Source organism: Vreelandella arctica (assembly GCF_037070215.1).
Lineage (GTDB): Bacteria > Pseudomonadota > Gammaproteobacteria > Pseudomonadales > Halomonadaceae > Vreelandella > Vreelandella arctica.
This window is the reverse complement of the sequence record NZ_JBANSN010000015.1, coordinates 1-17,063: the sequence shown is the minus strand read 5'-3', so window position 1 is coordinate 17,063 and position 17,063 is coordinate 1. Positions and strand designations below refer to the sequence as shown.

The window sequence follows — 17,063 nt, the reverse complement described above, 5'->3', positions numbered from 1 at the left end:
CATTCGGCATAAAGCCGATCAAGATAATAATGGGTATTCAATGACCGTCCAGACCGTGACCCCCAAGCGCCGCTTCCGCGGTAAGCCCCGTGGCCGTGAACTTGATCCCCGTCTTCTTGAGGGGTTACGTGAGCTGCTGGGCGACGAACGCCAGGACGCCACGCTGCGCCGCCGCGACCTACTGATTGAACACCTGCATGTCATTCAGGACGCACGGGGCCATCTGCTGCTGGCGGAACTGCGTGCCCTGGCGGCTTATATGAACCTGCCCATGGCAGCGATCTACGAGACCGCCACTTTCTATGCGCACTTCGACGTCATCCACGACGACCAGCTGCCGCCGCCCGCGGTGACCATCCGCGTTTGTGACTCCTTGACCTGCCAACTAGCCGGTGCCGAGGCGCTTAAGGCACAGCTGGACGCGAACGTGGATATCGAACAAGTGCGGGTGCTGCGGGCGCCCTGCATGGGGCGTTGCGACACAGCACCGGTGGCCGAGGTGGGGCATCATCATGTGCTGTTCGCCACCCAGGAACGCATCGCCTCAGTGATCCAGACGGCGCACTTTCACCCCGACCCCATCGACTGGCAGCGACTTGACGACTATCGCCGCGAGGGCGGATTGGCCTTGCTCCAAGCCTGCCAAAATGGCGACGTCACAGTAGAAGCGCTGATGGAAGTGATGCAGCAGGCTAATCTGCGCGGCCTGGGCGGTGCGGGTTTTCCTACCTTCAAGAAGTGGTCTTTCGTGCGCCAGGAGGCGGGCCCCCGTTACTGCGCCATCAACGCCGACGAGGGCGAGCCTGGTACCTTTAAGGATCGCTATTACCTCGAGCGCTCGCCGCACCAGTTTCTTGAGGGGGCCTTGGTCAGTGCCTGGGCGATAGACGCCGAGGCGCTGTATATCTATCTGCGTGATGAGTACCCGGCCTTACATGGCGTAGTGCGCGAGGCGATTGGCGAACTGGAGGCCGCTGGTCTGGTGGCGCCGGGTTATATCGTGCTGCGCCGTGGTGCGGGGGCTTATATCTGCGGCGAAGAGTCGGCGATGATCGAGTCCCTGGAAGGCAAACCGGGCAAGCCCCGCCATCGTCCTCCGTTTGTGGCCCAGAAGGGGCTCTTTGACCGTCCAACGCTGGTCAATAACGTCGAGACCGTTTACTGGATTCCCATGATTTGGCAGCGCGGTGCGGAGGCTTTTTCTAGCCAGGGACGTAACGGCCGCGTGGGTCTGCGTAGCTTCTCGGTGTCGGGCCGGGTCAAACAGCCCGGTGTTTATTTGGCGCCTGCGGGCATCACCCTCAACGAACTGATTGACGAGTATGGCGGTGGCATGGCCGATGGTCACCGCTTGGCAGCCTACCTGCCCGGCGGCGCCTCGGGCGGTATTCTGCCCGCAGCCAAGGCCGATATCCCCCTCGACTTCGATACGCTTCAGGCGCATGGCAGTTTTATCGGTTCGGCCGCGGTGATCGTGCTTTCTGATCAGGACGATCTGCGCGGGGTCGCGACCAATCTGCTGGCCTTCTTTGCCGATGAATCCTGTGGCCAGTGCACCCCCTGCCGGGTGGGCACGGAAAAAATGCTCACGCTGCTTGAGCGCAACGAATGGGATGCCGAGCTGATGACGCAGCTCTCCCAGGTGATGATTGATGCTTCCATCTGTGGGCTGGGCCAGGCGGCCCCCAACCCGGTGCTAGGGCTGCTCAAGGATTTTCGCGGCGAACTTGCCGCCCAGAACGTCATCGTCAAGGGGTAGGGGAGATGAACATGAGCATGAGCGAACAGGCCCTAGGCACCAGCTTCACGCTGACGCTGGACGGCGTTGAAGTCAGCGCCCACCCCGGTGAAAGTCTCTGGCAGGTGGCCAAGCGCGCCGGCGAGACCATTCCTCACCTGTGTTTCAAGGACACCAGCGGCTATCGCGCCGACGGCAACTGCCGCGCCTGCATGGTGGAAATCGAGGGCGAGCGCACCCTGGCTGCCAGCTGTCTGCGCGAAGCAGCCCCCGGCATGGTGGTTAATAGTGCAAGCTCCGAACGCGCTCACACGGCCCGTAAGATGGTCATGGAGATGCTGCTGGTCGACCAACCCGAGCGGGAGGATAGCCCCGACCGTGCCAGCCATTTCTGGGCCATGGCCGACCAACTGGCTATTGATGCCACGTCGGTGCGCCGCAAGCTACCCCGGCGCGACGAGCGCGAAACACCCACCGTGCACCATGTGGCTTCCCGGGCGGATAGCCAGGCGCAAGACAGCAGCCACTCCGCCATGCGCGTCAATCTTGACGCCTGCATCGAGTGCAACCTGTGTGTGCGCGCCTGCCGCGAAGTGCAGGTCAACGATGTTATCGGCTTGGCCCATCGCGGGGCGGCGTCCAAGATCGTGTTTGATTTCGACGACCCCATGGGGGATAGCACCTGCGTGGCCTGTGGTGAGTGCGTTCAGGCTTGCCCCACCGGTGCTCTAATGCCCGCTACCCTGGTGGATGAGGCCGGGCGCGGCGATTCTGCCGTGGCCGACCGCCAGGTCGACTCGGTATGCCCCTACTGCGGAGTGGGCTGCCAGCTCACCTACCATATCAAGGACGACGAAATCCTTTATGTGGAAGGCCGCGACGGCCCCTCCAACCAGAACCGGCTGTGTGTCAAGGGTCGCTTTGGCTATGACTATCCGCGCCATCCCTCCCGACTGACCACCCCGCTGATTCGTCGTGAGGGCGTTGCCAAGGGGATCGACCCGGACTTCGACCCCGCCAAGCCCCTGACCCATTTCCGAGAAGCGAGCTGGGAGGAAGCCCTGGAGATTGCCGCCAGTGGGCTTGTAAACCTTAAAGCGGCCCATGGCCCTAATGCCCTGGCCGGGTTCGGGAGCGCCAAGTGCTCCAATGAAGAAGCCTGGCTATTCCAGAAGCTGGTGCGTACCGGCTTTGGCTCCAACCATGTGGATCACTGTACTCGCTTATGCCACGCAAGCTCGGTGGCGGCGCTGATGGAGTGCATTGGCTCAGGCTCGGTGACCGCTTCCTTTATGCAAGCCAGCCAAGCCGATGTAGTGATTCTTACCGGGTGCAACCCGGCAGTGAACCATCCGGTAGCGGCCACCTTCTTCAAGCAGGCCGCCAAACGCGGTACCAAGATCGTGATTATCGACCCCCGTGGACAAGCGCTGGATGCCTATGCCCACCTGAGCGTGCGCTTTTCACCAGGCGCTGATGTGGCCCTATTTAATGCCATTCTCAATGTGATCATCACTGAAGAACTTTATGACACGGCCTATATCGCCGAGCATACCGAGGGCTTCGAGGCCTTGAAAATGCACACGGTGGACATGACCCCCGAAGCGATGAGCGGCCTGTGCGGTGTCGAGCCCGACACCATCCGCGAGGTGGCAAGGCTCTATGCAACCGCCGAGCGGGCAATGATTTTTTGGGGCATGGGCATTTCTCAGCACACCCACGGCACAGATAACGCTCGCTGCCTGATTTCGCTGGCGTTGGCCTGCGGTCAGACTGGACGACCTGGCACCGGCCTGCATCCTTTGCGGGGGCAAAACAATGTTCAGGGGGCATCAGATGCCGGGCTGATTCCCATGGTGATGCCGGACTACCAGCCGGTCAGCGATGCCCAGGTACGCGCGGCGTTTGAAGAGCTGTGGAATACCAAGCTGGATCCCACGCCCGGCCTCACCGTGGTGGAAATCATGGATGCCATTACCGCAGGCACTATTCGTGGCATGTACATCCAAGGCGAAAACCCGGCCATGTCTGACCCGGATCTCGCCCATGCGCGGGCCGCCCTGGCCAAGCTGGAGCATCTGGTGGTACAGGATCTGTTTGTCACCGAGACCGCCCAGTTCGCCGATGTCATCCTGCCTGCCTCCGCCTGGCCGGAGAAGGATGGGTCGGTTACCAATACGAATCGTCAGGTACAGCTGGGGCGTGCGGCGGTGCCGCTCCCCGGCCAGGCCAAGCCGGACTGGTGGATCATTCAGGAAATCGCCAAACGCTTCGGCCTGGGTTGGAACTACCAGCATCCGCGGGACGTCTTCGCCGAGATGAAGCAAGGCATGGCCTCTCTCGACCATATTTCCTGGGAGCGTTTGGAGCGCGAGCAGTCGGTGACCTACCCCTGCCCAGCGGAAGACGCACCGGGGCATGATGTGGTCTTCAGCGACGCTTTCCCCACCGCCAGCGGCCGGGCGAAATTCGCGCCCACGCGCCCGCTGCCCCCGGATGAGCCGGTCGACAACGACTACCCAACGGTACTGACCACTGGGCGCCAGCTGGAGCACTGGCATACCGGCTCCATGACCCGGCGTGCCAAAGTGCTCGACGACCTGGAGCCGGAAGCCGTGGCGAGCTTAGCACCTGCTGAGTTTATCCGGCTGGGGATGGCGCCGGGCGATGAGCTGACCATCGCCACTCGACGAGGCTCCATTACCCTCAAGGCGAGAACGGATCCCGGGATGCCCGAGGGTATGGTCTTCGTGCCTTTCTGTTACGGGGAAGCAGCGGCGAATCTCTTGACCAACCCGGCGCTGGACCCGTTCGGCAAGATACCGGAGTTCAAGTATGCCGCTTGCCGGTTGAGCCGCAGCTCTACCCATCTAGAGGCGTCGTTAACTGTCTAAAGCACTTGACCACTACAGCCTGGCCCGCATTAGCGGGTCAGGTTTTTTGATAATTCTGAAAACCTCAGCCCTGAGCTAAATGCAGCGTCGGCGCATCGTGTTCTAAATTCTCAAGCATACGAGCAGCGTACCAGTCGATAAAGTCGATAACACCGAACTCGTAGGTCTCGGAATATGGGCCGGGTTGGTAAGCCTTGGAGTTAATGCCACGCTGGTTCTCCTCGGCGAGTTGGCGGTCCTGGTCGTTGGTCGCATCCCACACGCGGCGCAACTTTTCGGGGTCGTAGTCAACGCCTTCCACGGCGTCCTTGTGAACCAGCCACTTGGTGGTCACCACGGTTTGCTGCGGGCCAAGCGGTAGCACGCGAAAGACCACCGCGTGATCGCCCATGAAATGGTTCCATGAGTTGGGCAGGTGCAGAATGCGCAGGGAGCCCATGTCAGGGTTTGATAAGCGGCCCATCAGCTTCTGACAGCCCGGTTTGCCGTCCATCGTCATCGACACAATGCCATCCAGCAGCGGCGTGCGGGTCAAGCGGTTGCGCCTGCCAAGCCGCGTCAACTGGTGGGGAACCTGCTCCCGATCCCAGTCGGCCTGTTTGCGGGCCACCAACGCTTTGTAGGCGGGCGATGCGCGCGGGTCGTCGGTGTCATCAAACTCCTGCAGCGAGTTCAGCAACTCGGGGTGAGCGCCGTTGCAGTGATAACACTCGCGGTTGTTTTCAATCACCAGCTTCCAGTTGGCTTGCTCGACGATACTGGACTCGACGGCAACCTTGACGTTGTCCATTTGGTACGGCTCAAGGTAATGCTCAAGCGTTTGCAGAAAATCATCAATCGCAGGCGGTTCATCGCTCAGGTTGATAAAGATGAAGCCTCCGGCTGTATGCACGTTGACCGGTTTGAGGCCAAATTGATCGAGATTGAAGTTAGTGCCCATATCGCTACCGGCAAACAACAAGCGGCCATCAAGTTCATAGGTCCACTGGTGATACGGACAGACGAGCTTTGCAACTTTACCCTTATCCTTTACACAAAGGCGCGAACCGCGGTGGCGGCAAACATTGTGAAACGCATGAATAGCGCCTTCACTGCCGCGCACGATGACGATGGGATTATTGCCAATATCCAATGTCATGAAATTACCCTTGGTAGGGATCTCGCATGTCATGCCGGCAAACAGCCACTCCTTTTCGAAGACCTCTTGCACATCAAGAGCGAACAGGCGGGCATCGTTGTAAAACGGCTGTGGAAGCGAAAAGGTACGTCCTCTTTCTTGCAGCATCTGAACCGTTGAGTCACGAGCTGTAGTGAGTGGATCATCCATCCGATTAGAAACATTTTTTTCCATTACCAGTATCCTCGTAAACCTCCGCTCCCCCCTCAAGGGCTGCGAATCGGCCGATAGTCAAGATTGCGTATCTTGTTGTTCTGTTGCGTAACCTGGCGTTTGATTCAAATGTGGCCTGACGTCAGGCTCCGATTGTGTTGCAGGCGCTGGCCTGCCAATTGTCTGCCCGCGACATTAGATGGCGTAGTGGCGACGAAAAAAGAGGTTTCTAAACGATAAAGAGTGGCACGAGGTAAGTGCGAGTCGCTGTCAGGTAAGTCGGTCGGCAGGCGCGTCCCCAAAATGCAGCTCAAAGGTGCTGACCGTATCGCAAATACGGTTCGGCGATGCATGGTGATGAAGGCTGGTCAGGCAGAGGCGACAATGACAACTAATTTTTTCAATCCGGTCACGACCCAAACCTGGACCAACGGCCGCCACCAGGTGCGTTGCGTCAAGGTGATTCAAGAAACCCAGGATGTGCGCACGTTCTGCTTCATGGCCGAGCAGCCCGTGCTGTTCTTCTTCAAGCCCGGTCAGTTCGTGACGCTGGAGCTGGAGATTGATAATCAGCCGATCATGCGCTCCTATACCATTTCCAGCTCTCCCTCCATCCCTTACAGCTTTTCAATCACCGTTAAACAAGTGCCAGGGGGCAAGGTATCCAACTGGCTGCATGCGAACCTAAAAGTGGGCGACGAGCTGGTCGTGCATGGCCCGGTAGGCAACTTCAATTCCATTGATTTTCCTGCCGAAAAAGTGTTGTTTCTCTCTGGCGGGGTGGGCATTACCCCATTGATGTCCATGACGCGCTGGCTGTTTGATACCAACGCCGCTGTTGACGTTGAATTTATACACAGCGCCCGTGCCCCTCGCGATGTGATTTATCATCGTGAACTGGTGCATATGTTTTCGCGTATTCCCGAGTTCAAGCTGCATATTATTTGCGAGAACAAAGAGGATATCGGCGAGGCCTGGGCCGGCTACCGTGGCTACCTTACCCAGCCGCTGTTCGAACTCATTGTGCCGGACTTTATGGAGCGGGAGATATTCTGCTGCGGCCCGACCCCTTACATGAACGCCATCAAAAATATTCTTCGTGCCAACAACTTCAACATGGATCACTACCATGAGGAGTCGTTTGGCGCTACGCCGGTTGAGGTACGTGAAGATGTCCTTGAGCTGGCCGAACAGGCAGAGGTCGATGCCGAAAATGTCGACACCAGCGACTTGTTTAGTATCGAGTTTGCCTCTTCAGGGAAAAGTGTGCGTATTCAGCCGGGGGAGACGGTTCATGCGGCGGCAGCCAAGCTGGGTCTGCATATCCCCAAAGCTTGTGGCATGGGGATTTGCGGTACTTGCCGAGTGGAGCTCAAGTCGGGAGAAGTGGAAATGGAGCATAACGGCGGCATTACCGATGAGGATGTCGAAGAAGGCTATATCCTGTCGTGCTGCAGTCGGCCGAAGGGGGATTTAATCGTCGATTTTTAGCCCCGGCAAGCACCTTGCTGCCTAGTTTTAAGCGCCCTAAACGGTTACTTCCCGTCTAGGGCGCTTTGCTTTTTGGGCGGCGTCAGCCGTGTTATTGGCTAAATCTTGCCGATGTCGCAAATACATCGCGTGGTGACGTCGGCAAGCATCTTGGGCCCGGACTCCAACGATAGTATCGCGGTAAGAACGCGTTGATAGGGACTTTGGTTAGCGGCCGGGGTTTATCAGCATTAAAGAGTATATCCAGCACTTAATAAAAAAGTGACTAATGAGGAGGCGGTAATGCTTCAGAATAATTTTTCCCCCAATGCACGTTTGGCCAGTTACGACACGTTGCTTGCTGAAGCAATTGCTGAAGAAACGGTTCGCCAAGAAGCGCATATTGAATTAATCGCCTCCGAAAATTATACCAGCAAACTTGTCATGGAAGCGCAAGGTACACAGCTGACCAACAAGTATGCAGAAGGCTATCCAGGTCGCCGCTACTACGGTGGCTGTGAGTTCGTTGACAAGGTTGAAGCCTTGGCAATTGAGCGGGCTTGCCACCTTTTTAGTGCCAATTATGCCAATGTGCAGCCGCACTCCGGCGCCCAGGCCAATGCCGCTGTGTTCATGGCACTGGTATCGCCGGGCGATACGGTATTGGGTATGAGTCTGGCCCACGGCGGCCACTTAACCCATGGTGCTGCACCCAACTTTTCGGGTAAGCATTACAACGCCGTGCAGTATGGCCTCAAGCCGGAAACCGGCGAGATCGATTACGAAGAAGTCGAGCGCTTAGCTCGCGAGCACCAGCCGAAGATGATCATCGCGGGTTTCTCCGCTTACTCTCGCGTGGTGGATTGGCGCCGTTTTCGCGCCATCGCCGATGAGGTAGGCGCCTGGTTGATGGTCGATATGGCCCACGTCGCTGGCTTAGTGGCCGCTGGCCTCTATCCAAGCCCGCTTCCCTTCGCTCATGTGGTCACCACCACCACCCATAAAACGCTGCGTGGCCCACGCGGTGGCTTGATTCTCTCCGCCCATGGCGACGAGGCTCTGTACAAGAAGCTCAATGGGGCGGTATTTCCGGGCCAGCAGGGCGGCCCGCTGATGCATGTTATTGCCGCTAAGGCGGTGGCGTTTAAGGAAGCCATGAACCAGGAGTTTGTGCGCTACCAGCAGCAGGTGATCGATAACGCTCAGGCCATGGCCAAGGTGTTTATGGAGCGTGGCTACGACGTGGTGTCCGGCGGCACCGACGACCACCTCTTTTTGGTTTCGCTTATCCGCCAGGGCATTACCGGTAAAGATGCGGATGCAGCCCTTGGCCGCGCGCATATCACCGTTAATAAGAATACGGTGCCTAATGATCCCCAAAGCCCCTTCGTGACTTCCGGCCTGCGTATCGGCACCCCTGCGGTCACCACGCGCGGCTTCGATGCTGAGGAGTGTAGCGAACTAGCGGACTGGATTTGCGACATCCTGGACGAGCTGGCTGCAGGCAAAGACACGGCTTCCATTGAAGCCGAGGTGCAAGCCAAAGTGACCGACGTGTGTGCCCAGCATCCTGTCTACGCTGAGTCCGCCGCTGAAGCCGTCGAATCCATTGCTTGAATCGGCTTGCCGGCAGGGCCCGGCGCGGCTGAACTGAGGAGACCACTATGCAACGCTATTCCGGCTTCGGCCTGGTCAAGCACGCGCTGAGCCACCACGAGAACTGGGAGCGCCAGTGGCGCAACCCCACACCCAAGAAGCAGTACGATGTAATCATCGTCGGTGGTGGCGGTCACGGCTTGGCCACGGCCTACTATTTGGCGAAAGAGTTCGGCGTCAAGAACGTGGCGGTGATTGAGAAAGGCTGGCTGGGCGGTGGTAATACCGCCCGTAATACCACCATTGTGCGTTCCAACTACTTATGGGACGAATCCGCTGCGCTTTACGAACACGCCATGAAACTGTGGGAAGGGCTTTCCCAAGACCTTAACTACAACGTCATGTTCTCCCAGCGGGGGGTGCTCAACCTGGGGCATACCCTGCAGGACATGCGCGATATCCAGCGTCGGGTGAATGCCAATCGGCTGAATGGCATTGACGGTGAAGTTTTAGACGCCAAAGGAGTGCAGGAGCTAGTGCCGATTATGGACTGCTCCAAAAGCGCGCGTTACCCGGTAATGGGTGCCTCCTGGCAGCCGCGCGCGGGGGTGGCTCGCCACGATGCCGTGGCCTGGGGCTATGCTCGCGGTGCCGATGCCCACGGCGTGGATATTCTCCAGCAGACCGAAGTCACCGGCTTCAAAATTCGTGATGGCCAGATCTACGGTGTACACACCAACCGTGGCGATATTGAAGCCAAAACCGTCGGTTGTGTGACTGCCGGTAACTCCTCCGTGCTGGCCAAAATGGGCGGCTTTAACTTGCCGTTGGAGTCCCATCCGCTGCAAGCCTTAGTCTCTGAGCCGATCAAACCTATTCTCGATACGGTGGTGATGTCGAACCAGGTGCATGGCTACATCAGCCAGTCCGACAAGGGCGACCTGGTGATTGGCGCAGGCATCGACGGTTATAACGGCTATGGTCAACGCGGCAGTTATCCCACCGTGGAGCACACGCTCCAGGCGATCGTTGAAATGTTCCCGATCTTCTCTCGGGTACGCATGAACCGTCAGTGGGGCGGTATCGTCGATACTTGCCCGGATGCCTGTCCGATTATCTCTAAAACGCCGGTGAAGGGTCTGTACTTCAACTGCGGCTGGGGTACCGGCGGCTTCAAAGCCACACCAGGGTCGGGGCATGTATTCGCTGCCAGCCTGGCCAAGGGGGAAATGCACCCCATCGCCGAGCCGTTCTCCATGTTCCGCTTCCATAGCGGTGCGCTGATCGACGAACACGGCGCTGCCGGCGTGGCCCACTAGGGTTCATACGAGAGGAGTATTCGCATGTTCTATATCTACTGCCCCTACTGCGGCGAACACCGTGAGGAAGAGGAATTCCACCCCAAGGGCCAGGCGCATATCGAGCGCCCCAAGGAGCCCGAGGCGTGTAGTGACGAAGAGTGGGGGGATTACCTGTTCTTCCGTGACAACCCTCGTGGCGTTCACCATGAAATGTGGGTGCATGCGGTGGGTTGCCGCAAGTTTTTCAACGTGACGCGTCACACCGTGAGCTACGAGATTCTCGAGACTTACAAAATGGGCGAGCAGCCGTCGATTACTGCCGACAGCCAAAGCCAGGCTCGCGAGGGCGCTGCGGTAAGCCAACAAGAAGGAGTGCGGGCATGAGCCAGTCCAAGCAACAAGTGTACCGCCTTAACGCGGGCGGCCGTATCGATCGCTCCCGCACGTTGAGCTTTACCTTTAACGGCCAGCGTTACCAAGGGCACCCCGGGGATACCCTGGCTTCGGCGCTGCTAGCTAACGGTGTGGATATCGTTAACCGCAGCTTCAAATACTCGCGGCCCCGCGGCATTGTCGCTGCGGGCGCCGAGGAGCCCAATGCCATCGTGCAGCTAGGCAGCAGTGAAGCGGCCCAGGTGCCCAATGTACGCGCCACCCAGCAGGCGCTATATGAAGGCTTGGCCGCCTGTAGCACCAACGGCTGGCCGAACGTGCAGCGCGACCTAATGGGCTTGGTTGGCAAGCTGTGCGGGCAATTTATGCCACCGGGGTTCTATTACAAGACCTTTATGGCCCCAGCGTCGATGTGGCTGACCTACGAGAAGTACATTCGTAAAGCCGCTGGTTTAGGGCGCAGCCCCATGGAAGCCGATCCTGACAGCTATGATCACTTCAATCAGCACTGCGATGTGCTGGTCGTCGGCGCAGGTGCGGCGGGTCTGGCGGCGGGTCTGGCGGCGGCGCGCAGCGGTGCTCGGGTCATCGTTGCCGATGAGCAAGAAGAGATGGGCGGCTCGCTGTTGGATAGCCGCGAAACCCTGGATGGTAAGCCAGCGGATCAGTGGGTTGCTCAAGTGCTTGAAGAATTGTCCGGATGTGCGAACGTCACGCTGCTGCCGCGCACTACGGTCAACGGTTATCACGATCACAATTTTGTGACTTTGCATGAGCGGCGTACCGAGCACCTTGGCGAAACGGCCCCTGTCATCAATGGTTACCGTCAAGTGCGTGCCCGCCTACACCGGGTGCGCGCTGGTCAGGTGATTTTAGCTACGGGCGCTCATGAGCGGCCGCTGGTTTATGCGGGTAACGACGTGCCGGGCAATCTGTTGGCTGGCGCTGTGTCGACCTATATACGCCGCTACGGTGTGGCGCCGGGCCGCAAGCTGGTACTCTCCACCAGCAACGACTACGGCTACCGCGCTGCCCTGGACTGGAAAGAGGCTGGCTGTGAGGTCGTCGCTATCGTGGACGCCCGCGAGGCGCCGGTGGGCGATTGGGTCGATACCGCTCGCGCCCAGGGCATCAAGATTATTACGGGCAGCGCCGTTATCGAGGCGAAGGGCAGCAATAGGGTTACTGCAGCGCGGGTCGCCAAGATTGATATTGACGCTTTCAAAGTGACCGGCCCGGTTCAGGAGTTGGCCTGCGACACCATCGCCAGCTCCGGCGGCTACAGCCCGGTGATTCACTTGGCATCCCACACTGGCGCGCGGCCTACCTGGCGCGACGATATTCTCGGCTTCGTGCCGGGGCTGGTGAAGGGCGTTCAGGCGTGTGGCGGTGCCAACGGCTGCTATGCGCTGGGAGACGTGCTGGCGGAAGGTGTCGAGGCGGGCATCAAGGCAGCGGCCGCCATGGGCCATGCCGTTCAGACGGTCACTCTGCCGAGCGCTGAACGTCTGCAGCAAGGGCCTGCGGTGGCGCTCTTCCAGGTGCCTCACGAGAAGCCCACGCTGCGCGGCCCCAAGCAGTTCGTCGACCTACAGAACGACGTCACCGCGGCGGGCATCGAGCTGGCGACCCGGGAGGGCTTCGAGTCCATCGAGCACATCAAGCGCTATACCGCGATGGGCTTCGGTACGGATCAGGGCAAGCTGGGCAACATCAACGGCATGGCGATTGCCGCCCGTTGCTTGAATCGCTCCATTCCCGAGGTGGGCACCACGGTGTTCCGTCCCAACTATACCCCGGTGACCTTCGGCGCCATCGTCGGTCGCCACTGCCGTGATTTGTTCGATCCCGAACGCTACACCGCGCTTCACCAGTGGCACGTGGAGCGTGGCGCCGAGTTCGAGGACGTCGGCCAGTGGAAGCGCCCCTGGTACTACCCACAGAAGGTGAATGGCAAGACTGAGACGATGCACGAGGCAGTGGCTCGTGAGTGTCTGGCCGTGCGCGAGAAGGTCGGTATCCTCGATGCCTCGACGCTTGGCAAGATCGATATTCAAGGGCCAGATGCGCGTGAGTTCCTGGCGCGGATTTACACCAACAAGTGGGAGAAGCTGGCAGTCGGCAAGTGCCGCTACGGCCTGATGTGCAAAGACGATGGCATGGTCACCGATGACGGCGTGACCAGCTGTCTGGCTGAAAATCACTTTTTGATGACCACCACCACCGGTGGCGCGGCGGCCATCCTCGAGTGGCTGGAGTTGTGGCATCAGACCGAATGGCCGGAACTGGATGTCTACTTCTCTTCAGTGACTGACCACTGGGCCACCATGACGATCACCGGCCCGGAAGCGCGCAAGCTGCTCGCTGAGATCAGTGATCTCGATCTTGACCGCGATAGCTTTAAGTTTATGGATTGGCGATCCGGGAAAGTGGCGGGGGTGCCTGCACGGGTCTTTCGCATCTCCTTTACCGGCGAGCTGACCTTCGAGATCAACGTTCAGGCAAACTACGCCATGCATGTGTGGCAGACCCTGTTCAAGCATGGCGAGAAGTACGGCTTGACGCCCTATGGCACCGAAACCATGCACGTTCTGCGCGCTGAAAAGGGCTTCATCATCGTGGGTCAGGAAACCGACGGCTCCGTGACGCCGGAAGACCTGGGCATGCAGTGGTGCGTAGGCTACGACAAGCCCTACTCATGGATTGGCAAGCGGGCCCTGACGCGCAGTGACACCAAACGCGAAAACCGCAAGCAGTTGGTGGGGCTCCGGCCCAAGGATCCGAAGGTGATCCTCGAAGAGGGCGCTCAGATCGTGCTTGATCCCAAGCATGCGATTCCTATGCCGATGGTGGGGCATGTTACCTCCAGCTACTACAGCCCGATTCTGGATTCAGGGTTTGCGCTAGCGGTGGTTAAGGGTGGCCATCAGAAGTTGGGTGAAACGGTTTACCTGCCCATGGCGGATGGGCAAACCCATGAGGCTGAAATCGTCAGCACCATTTTCTACGACCCCAAGGGAGAGCGCCAGCATGTCTAACGCGGCCACTTTCGACACCCGTACTGATACCGCTATCCCGGTAGAATCCCCGTTAGCCTATAGCTATCGTCGCAGCGGTGCGCCCCAGGCCGGCGGCCCAAGCCGGCTTCAGCTACGCGAGCGGGCAATGCTTGGGCATTTGATCCTACGGGGTGGTGCCATCGTGCTCGACGAGGCGGTGCGCGACGTGCTGGGAATCAGCTTGCCTGGGCAACCCCAGACGTTGGTACAAGATGCCAGCGGTGAACGTTCTATCCAGTGGCTCTCCCCGGACGAGTGGCTGGTCATCGTGCCAGGTGGCGAAGAGTTTCCACTGGAGACCAAGCTGCGCGAGCAATTGGGCAGTGCCCACTTCGCGATTAGCGACGTCAGCGGCGGCCAGACGCTATTAGAGCTTTCCGGCGAAGCAGCCCGAGAGCTATTGATGAAAACGGTGATCTACGATGTTCACCCCAGCAATTTCCCGGTGGGGAAAGGTGTCACTACCGTCTTCGCTAAGGCGACCACTATTCTTCGTCGTCCCAGTGACGAGCGTTGGGAGTTAGTGGTGCGGCGCAGCTTTGCCGACTACTGCTACCGCTGGTTGCTGGATGCCGGGGCAGAATTCGGCATTAACGTACAACAATAAGCGGGCAGGCCGGAGCGCTGTTCCGGCCGCTATGATCTTCCGCAACGGTCTGCCGCTAACTGAGAAGCATGCACTATGAGCCGAATGAGCGATACCTGGATACTTGCCGCCCAATGCCCTAGTCGCTTGGGAACGGTGGACGTCGTCACCCGCTTTCTAAAAGAGCAGCAGTGCTATATCACTGAACTCAACTCTTTCGATGATCGGCTCGGCGGGCGCTTTTTCATTCGCGCCGAGTTTCGCCCAGAGCAAGATGAGTTTCATGAAGAGCGCTTTCACACCGATTTTTCAGCGCGGGCAAGCGAATTCGATATGCAGTTCGAATTGACGGCCCCTGGCAAACGCACCGGCACTGTGATTATGGTCTCCAAGGCCGATCACTGCTTGAATGATCTGCTCTACCGTTATCGGACAGGGCAGCTTCCTCTGGATATCAAAGCGGTGATTTCCAATCATCCTGATCTGGAGCCATTGGCAGCATGGCACGATTTGCCCTACCACTACCTGCCGATCAGCCCCGAGACGAAATTGCAGCAGGAATCGCGAGTACGCGACATCATTGCGGAAACCGATGCGGAACTGGTAGTGCTGGCAAGATACATGCAGGTGCTTTCGCCCTCCATGTGTGAACTGTTAGCAGGGCGGGCGATTAATATTCATCACTCTTTGCTACCTGGTTTTAAAGGCGCTAAGCCTTATCACCAAGCGTATGAGAAAGGGGTTAAGCTGGTCGGCGCAACGGCGCATTATATTAATAATGACCTTGATGAAGGGCCGATTATTGCCCAAGGTGTCGAGCCTGTGGATCACACCCATTATCCTGAGGATCTGGTTGCCAAGGGGCGTGATATCGAGTGCTTAACGTTGGCCAGGGCGATTAGCTATCACTTAGAACGCCGTGTGTTTTTCTATTCAGGGCGCACGGTGGTTTTTGGTAATTAATGCTTTTCATAATACGTATTTAATTAACGCTGATGTTTAAAGTGCGTTTTTATAATGGGGTTGCTATCGCTAGGAACAGGCTTATTTTAGCGTGCTAAGAAACCCTTTATTTGACGTGCTTAATAGTCCGTTTGTTTTAATAGCGCTGTTTTTTTAACAGTGCTGTTTGATAAGTATAAAAACTATCAAGAAAGATGATGAAAAGTATTTATCGCCACATTAATGATTCTGTAAATCTCAGGCGTCGCCTGATTTCTCCTATTTAAATCTCAAAAGGTGAGCCAATGCCTATCAGTGTCTTTGTAGTGGCATAGTGAATTTGGCCACCTAATTAGAGGTGCTAATATGCACCAAGACATCACTAGGTGGCAGCATGGCAACAAGACCAAAACGTAACTTTAGCCCTGAATTCCGGCTCGAAGCAGCACAGCTAGTCGTTGATCAAAACTATACAGTTAGAGAAGCGGCTGAAGCCATGAATGTGGGGTATTCGAGCATGGATAAATGGGTTCGTCAGTTACGCCAAGAGCGTGATGGCCAAAGCCCTAAAGCTACGCCCATGACACCCGATCAGCTCAGGATTCGCGAGCTTGAAAAGCGCATCCGTGACATTGAGATGGAAAAAGGCATCTTAAAAAAGGCTACCGCTCTCTTGATGTCGGACTCCCTGAACACTTCTCGCTAATCGAGAAACTCAAGACGAGCTACCCGGTAAAAAAACTGTGTGACGTGTTTGGCGTGCATCGCAGCAGCTTTAAATACTGGAGACAACGTTCAAAAAGACCTGTGTGTGCCACGAAAGCCAAGGAAATAGCCAAGGTCAGAGAACTATTTCGCGAGAGTGAAGGCTCTGCAGGTGCGCGCAGCATTGCAGAGATGGCGACAAGGCAGAATATTCCGTTAAGCCGCTATCGCGCTGGCCGCCTAATGGAAAAGCTTGGTTTAGTTAGCTGCCAAGTTCCTGGGCACACCTACAAGAAAACAGGTGATGAGCATGTTGAGATACCGAACCACTTAGAGCGACAGTTTAACGTCGAGGCACCCAACCAGGTTTGGTGTGGCGACGTCACGTATATCTGGACTGGCAATCGCTGGGCTTATCTAGCCGTTGTCATGGACTTATTTGCTAGGAAAACGATTGGCTGGTCAATGTCGTTGTCACCCGATAGCGAACTCACCAGCAGTGCATTAAAAATGGCTTATGAGAGTCGTGGGCGGCCAAAAGGGGTTATGTTCCACAGCGATCAGGGCAGTCATTATACGAGCCGCAAGTTCCGTCAGACGCTCTGGAAATGTCAGATAAAACAAAGTCTAAGCCGACGTGGGAACTGCTGGGATAATGCGCCAATGGAGAGGTTCTTCAGGAGCTTAAAAGTTGAATGGGTGCCAACGTACGGCTATCGCTCATTCTTGCAGGGGCAGCATCATATCGTGAACTATTTAATCGGGTATTACAGCCAGCTTAGGCCTCACCAACATAACGGTGGTATGAGTCCAAATCAGGCAGAGGAAAAATACTGGGTTAACTATAAACCCTGGATTCATAGAATAAGCGCAGCACTTTGGACCACAAGGTAGAGGCAGGAGGGCCAGCGCCGGTACCCTCTCTGCCTTACCTACCAAAGTGAAGCAGAGCATGGGATACCGACAACTGACCCAGATCCAACGATACCAAATTTTTGCCTATCTTGAGACCGGCATTAGCCAGCGAAAGATAGCTAAGGCCATTGGTG

At 57.5% G+C, this 17,063-nt stretch carries 11 protein-coding genes; 10 read left to right on the top strand and 1 reads right to left on the bottom strand.

Annotation, left to right across the window (positions count from 1 at the left end; genetic code table 11):
- The first annotated feature begins 40 nt into the window (after nucleotides 1–40).
- Together V8L70_RS14105 and fdhF are read left to right on the top strand one after the other, a co-directional pair.
- Nucleotides 41–1,759: an NADH-ubiquinone oxidoreductase-F iron-sulfur binding region domain-containing protein gene (locus V8L70_RS14105; RefSeq protein WP_336269785.1), complete on the top strand. Its 1,719-nt coding sequence runs from the start codon at nucleotides 41–43 to the stop codon at nucleotides 1,757–1,759.
- 17 nt (nucleotides 1,760–1,776) lie between these two features.
- Nucleotides 1,777–4,632: a formate dehydrogenase subunit alpha gene (gene fdhF / locus V8L70_RS14100; protein WP_431313225.1), complete on the top strand. Its 2,856-nt coding sequence runs from the start codon at nucleotides 1,777–1,779 to the stop codon at nucleotides 4,630–4,632.
- A gap of 64 nt (nucleotides 4,633–4,696) precedes the next feature.
- Here the strand turns inward: fdhF and V8L70_RS14095 are convergent, their stop codons facing one another.
- The gene (locus V8L70_RS14095; RefSeq protein WP_101145560.1) at nucleotides 4,697–5,983 is read right to left on the bottom strand and encodes an aromatic ring-hydroxylating oxygenase subunit alpha; all 1,287 of its coding nucleotides are present in this window, start codon (nucleotides 5,981–5,983) and stop codon (nucleotides 4,697–4,699) included.
- Between the two features lie 363 nt (nucleotides 5,984–6,346).
- Here V8L70_RS14095 and V8L70_RS14090 point away from each other — a divergent pair, with 363 nt between their 5' ends.
- The 8 genes from V8L70_RS14090 (at nucleotide 6,347) to V8L70_RS14055 (ending at nucleotide 16,908) form a co-directional block, all read left to right on the top strand.
- The gene (locus V8L70_RS14090; RefSeq protein ID WP_027958316.1) at nucleotides 6,347–7,453 is read left to right on the top strand and encodes an FAD-binding oxidoreductase; all 1,107 of its coding nucleotides are present in this window, start codon (nucleotides 6,347–6,349) and stop codon (nucleotides 7,451–7,453) included.
- Nucleotides 7,454–7,735: 282 nt separating this feature from the next.
- Nucleotides 7,736–9,049, top strand: coding sequence for a serine hydroxymethyltransferase (gene glyA, locus V8L70_RS14085; RefSeq protein ID WP_336269782.1), 1,314 nt, complete (start codon nucleotides 7,736–7,738; stop codon nucleotides 9,047–9,049).
- Between the two features lie 47 nt (nucleotides 9,050–9,096).
- Nucleotides 9,097–10,347, top strand: coding sequence for a sarcosine oxidase subunit beta family protein (locus V8L70_RS14080; RefSeq protein WP_190374422.1), 1,251 nt, complete (start codon nucleotides 9,097–9,099; stop codon nucleotides 10,345–10,347).
- A gap of 24 nt (nucleotides 10,348–10,371) precedes the next feature.
- Nucleotides 10,372–10,713 carry a sarcosine oxidase subunit delta gene (locus tag V8L70_RS14075; RefSeq protein WP_022521483.1) on the top strand — a complete coding sequence of 114 codons (342 nt, stop codon included), beginning with the start codon at nucleotides 10,372–10,374 and terminating at the stop codon, nucleotides 10,711–10,713.
- Nucleotides 10,710–13,760 carry a sarcosine oxidase subunit alpha family protein gene (locus tag V8L70_RS14070; protein WP_336269776.1) on the top strand — a complete coding sequence of 1,017 codons (3,051 nt, stop codon included), beginning with the start codon at nucleotides 10,710–10,712 and terminating at the stop codon, nucleotides 13,758–13,760. Before V8L70_RS14075 ends, V8L70_RS14070 begins: the two co-directional genes overlap by 4 nt.
- On the top strand, nucleotides 13,753–14,388 hold the full coding sequence (locus V8L70_RS14065; RefSeq protein WP_101145555.1) for a sarcosine oxidase subunit gamma: 636 nt from the start codon (nucleotides 13,753–13,755) through the stop codon (nucleotides 14,386–14,388). The genes V8L70_RS14070 and V8L70_RS14065 overlap by 8 nt, the downstream gene beginning before the upstream one ends.
- Nucleotides 14,389–14,463: 75 nt before the next feature.
- A complete protein-coding gene (purU, locus tag V8L70_RS14060; protein ID WP_101145554.1) occupies nucleotides 14,464–15,330 on the top strand; it encodes a formyltetrahydrofolate deformylase in 867 nt (288 codons plus the stop codon).
- Between the two features lie 373 nt (nucleotides 15,331–15,703).
- A protein-coding gene (locus V8L70_RS14055; RefSeq protein WP_336269771.1) for an IS3 family transposase occupies nucleotides 15,704–16,908 on the top strand; the annotation gives its coding sequence in 2 pieces (ribosomal slippage) (nucleotides 15,704–15,971 and nucleotides 15,971–16,908; 1,206 coding nt in all).
- Nucleotides 16,909–17,063 lie beyond the last annotated feature (155 nt).

Bases quoted from the DNA above. Each gene is read 5' to 3' on its own strand.
- V8L70_RS14070 (WP_336269776.1), top strand. From the start codon at position 10,710: ATGAGCCAGTCCAAGCAACAAGTGTACCGCCTTAACGCGGGCGGCCGT.
- V8L70_RS14090 (WP_027958316.1), top strand. From the start codon at position 6,347: ATGACAACTAATTTTTTCAATCCGGTCACGACCCAAACCTGGACCAAC.
- V8L70_RS14065 (WP_101145555.1), top strand. From the start codon at position 13,753: ATGTCTAACGCGGCCACTTTCGACACCCGTACTGATACCGCTATCCCG.
- fdhF (WP_431313225.1), top strand. From the start codon at position 1,777: ATGAGCGAACAGGCCCTAGGCACCAGCTTCACGCTGACGCTGGACGGC.
- V8L70_RS14105 (WP_336269785.1), top strand. From the start codon at position 41: ATGACCGTCCAGACCGTGACCCCCAAGCGCCGCTTCCGCGGTAAGCCC.
- V8L70_RS14095 (WP_101145560.1), bottom strand. From the start codon at position 5,983: ATGGAAAAAAATGTTTCTAATCGGATGGATGATCCACTCACTACAGCT.
- V8L70_RS14080 (WP_190374422.1), top strand. From the start codon at position 9,097: ATGCAACGCTATTCCGGCTTCGGCCTGGTCAAGCACGCGCTGAGCCAC.
- purU (WP_101145554.1), top strand. From the start codon at position 14,464: ATGAGCCGAATGAGCGATACCTGGATACTTGCCGCCCAATGCCCTAGT.
- glyA (WP_336269782.1), top strand. From the start codon at position 7,736: ATGCTTCAGAATAATTTTTCCCCCAATGCACGTTTGGCCAGTTACGAC.
- V8L70_RS14075 (WP_022521483.1), top strand. From the start codon at position 10,372: ATGTTCTATATCTACTGCCCCTACTGCGGCGAACACCGTGAGGAAGAG.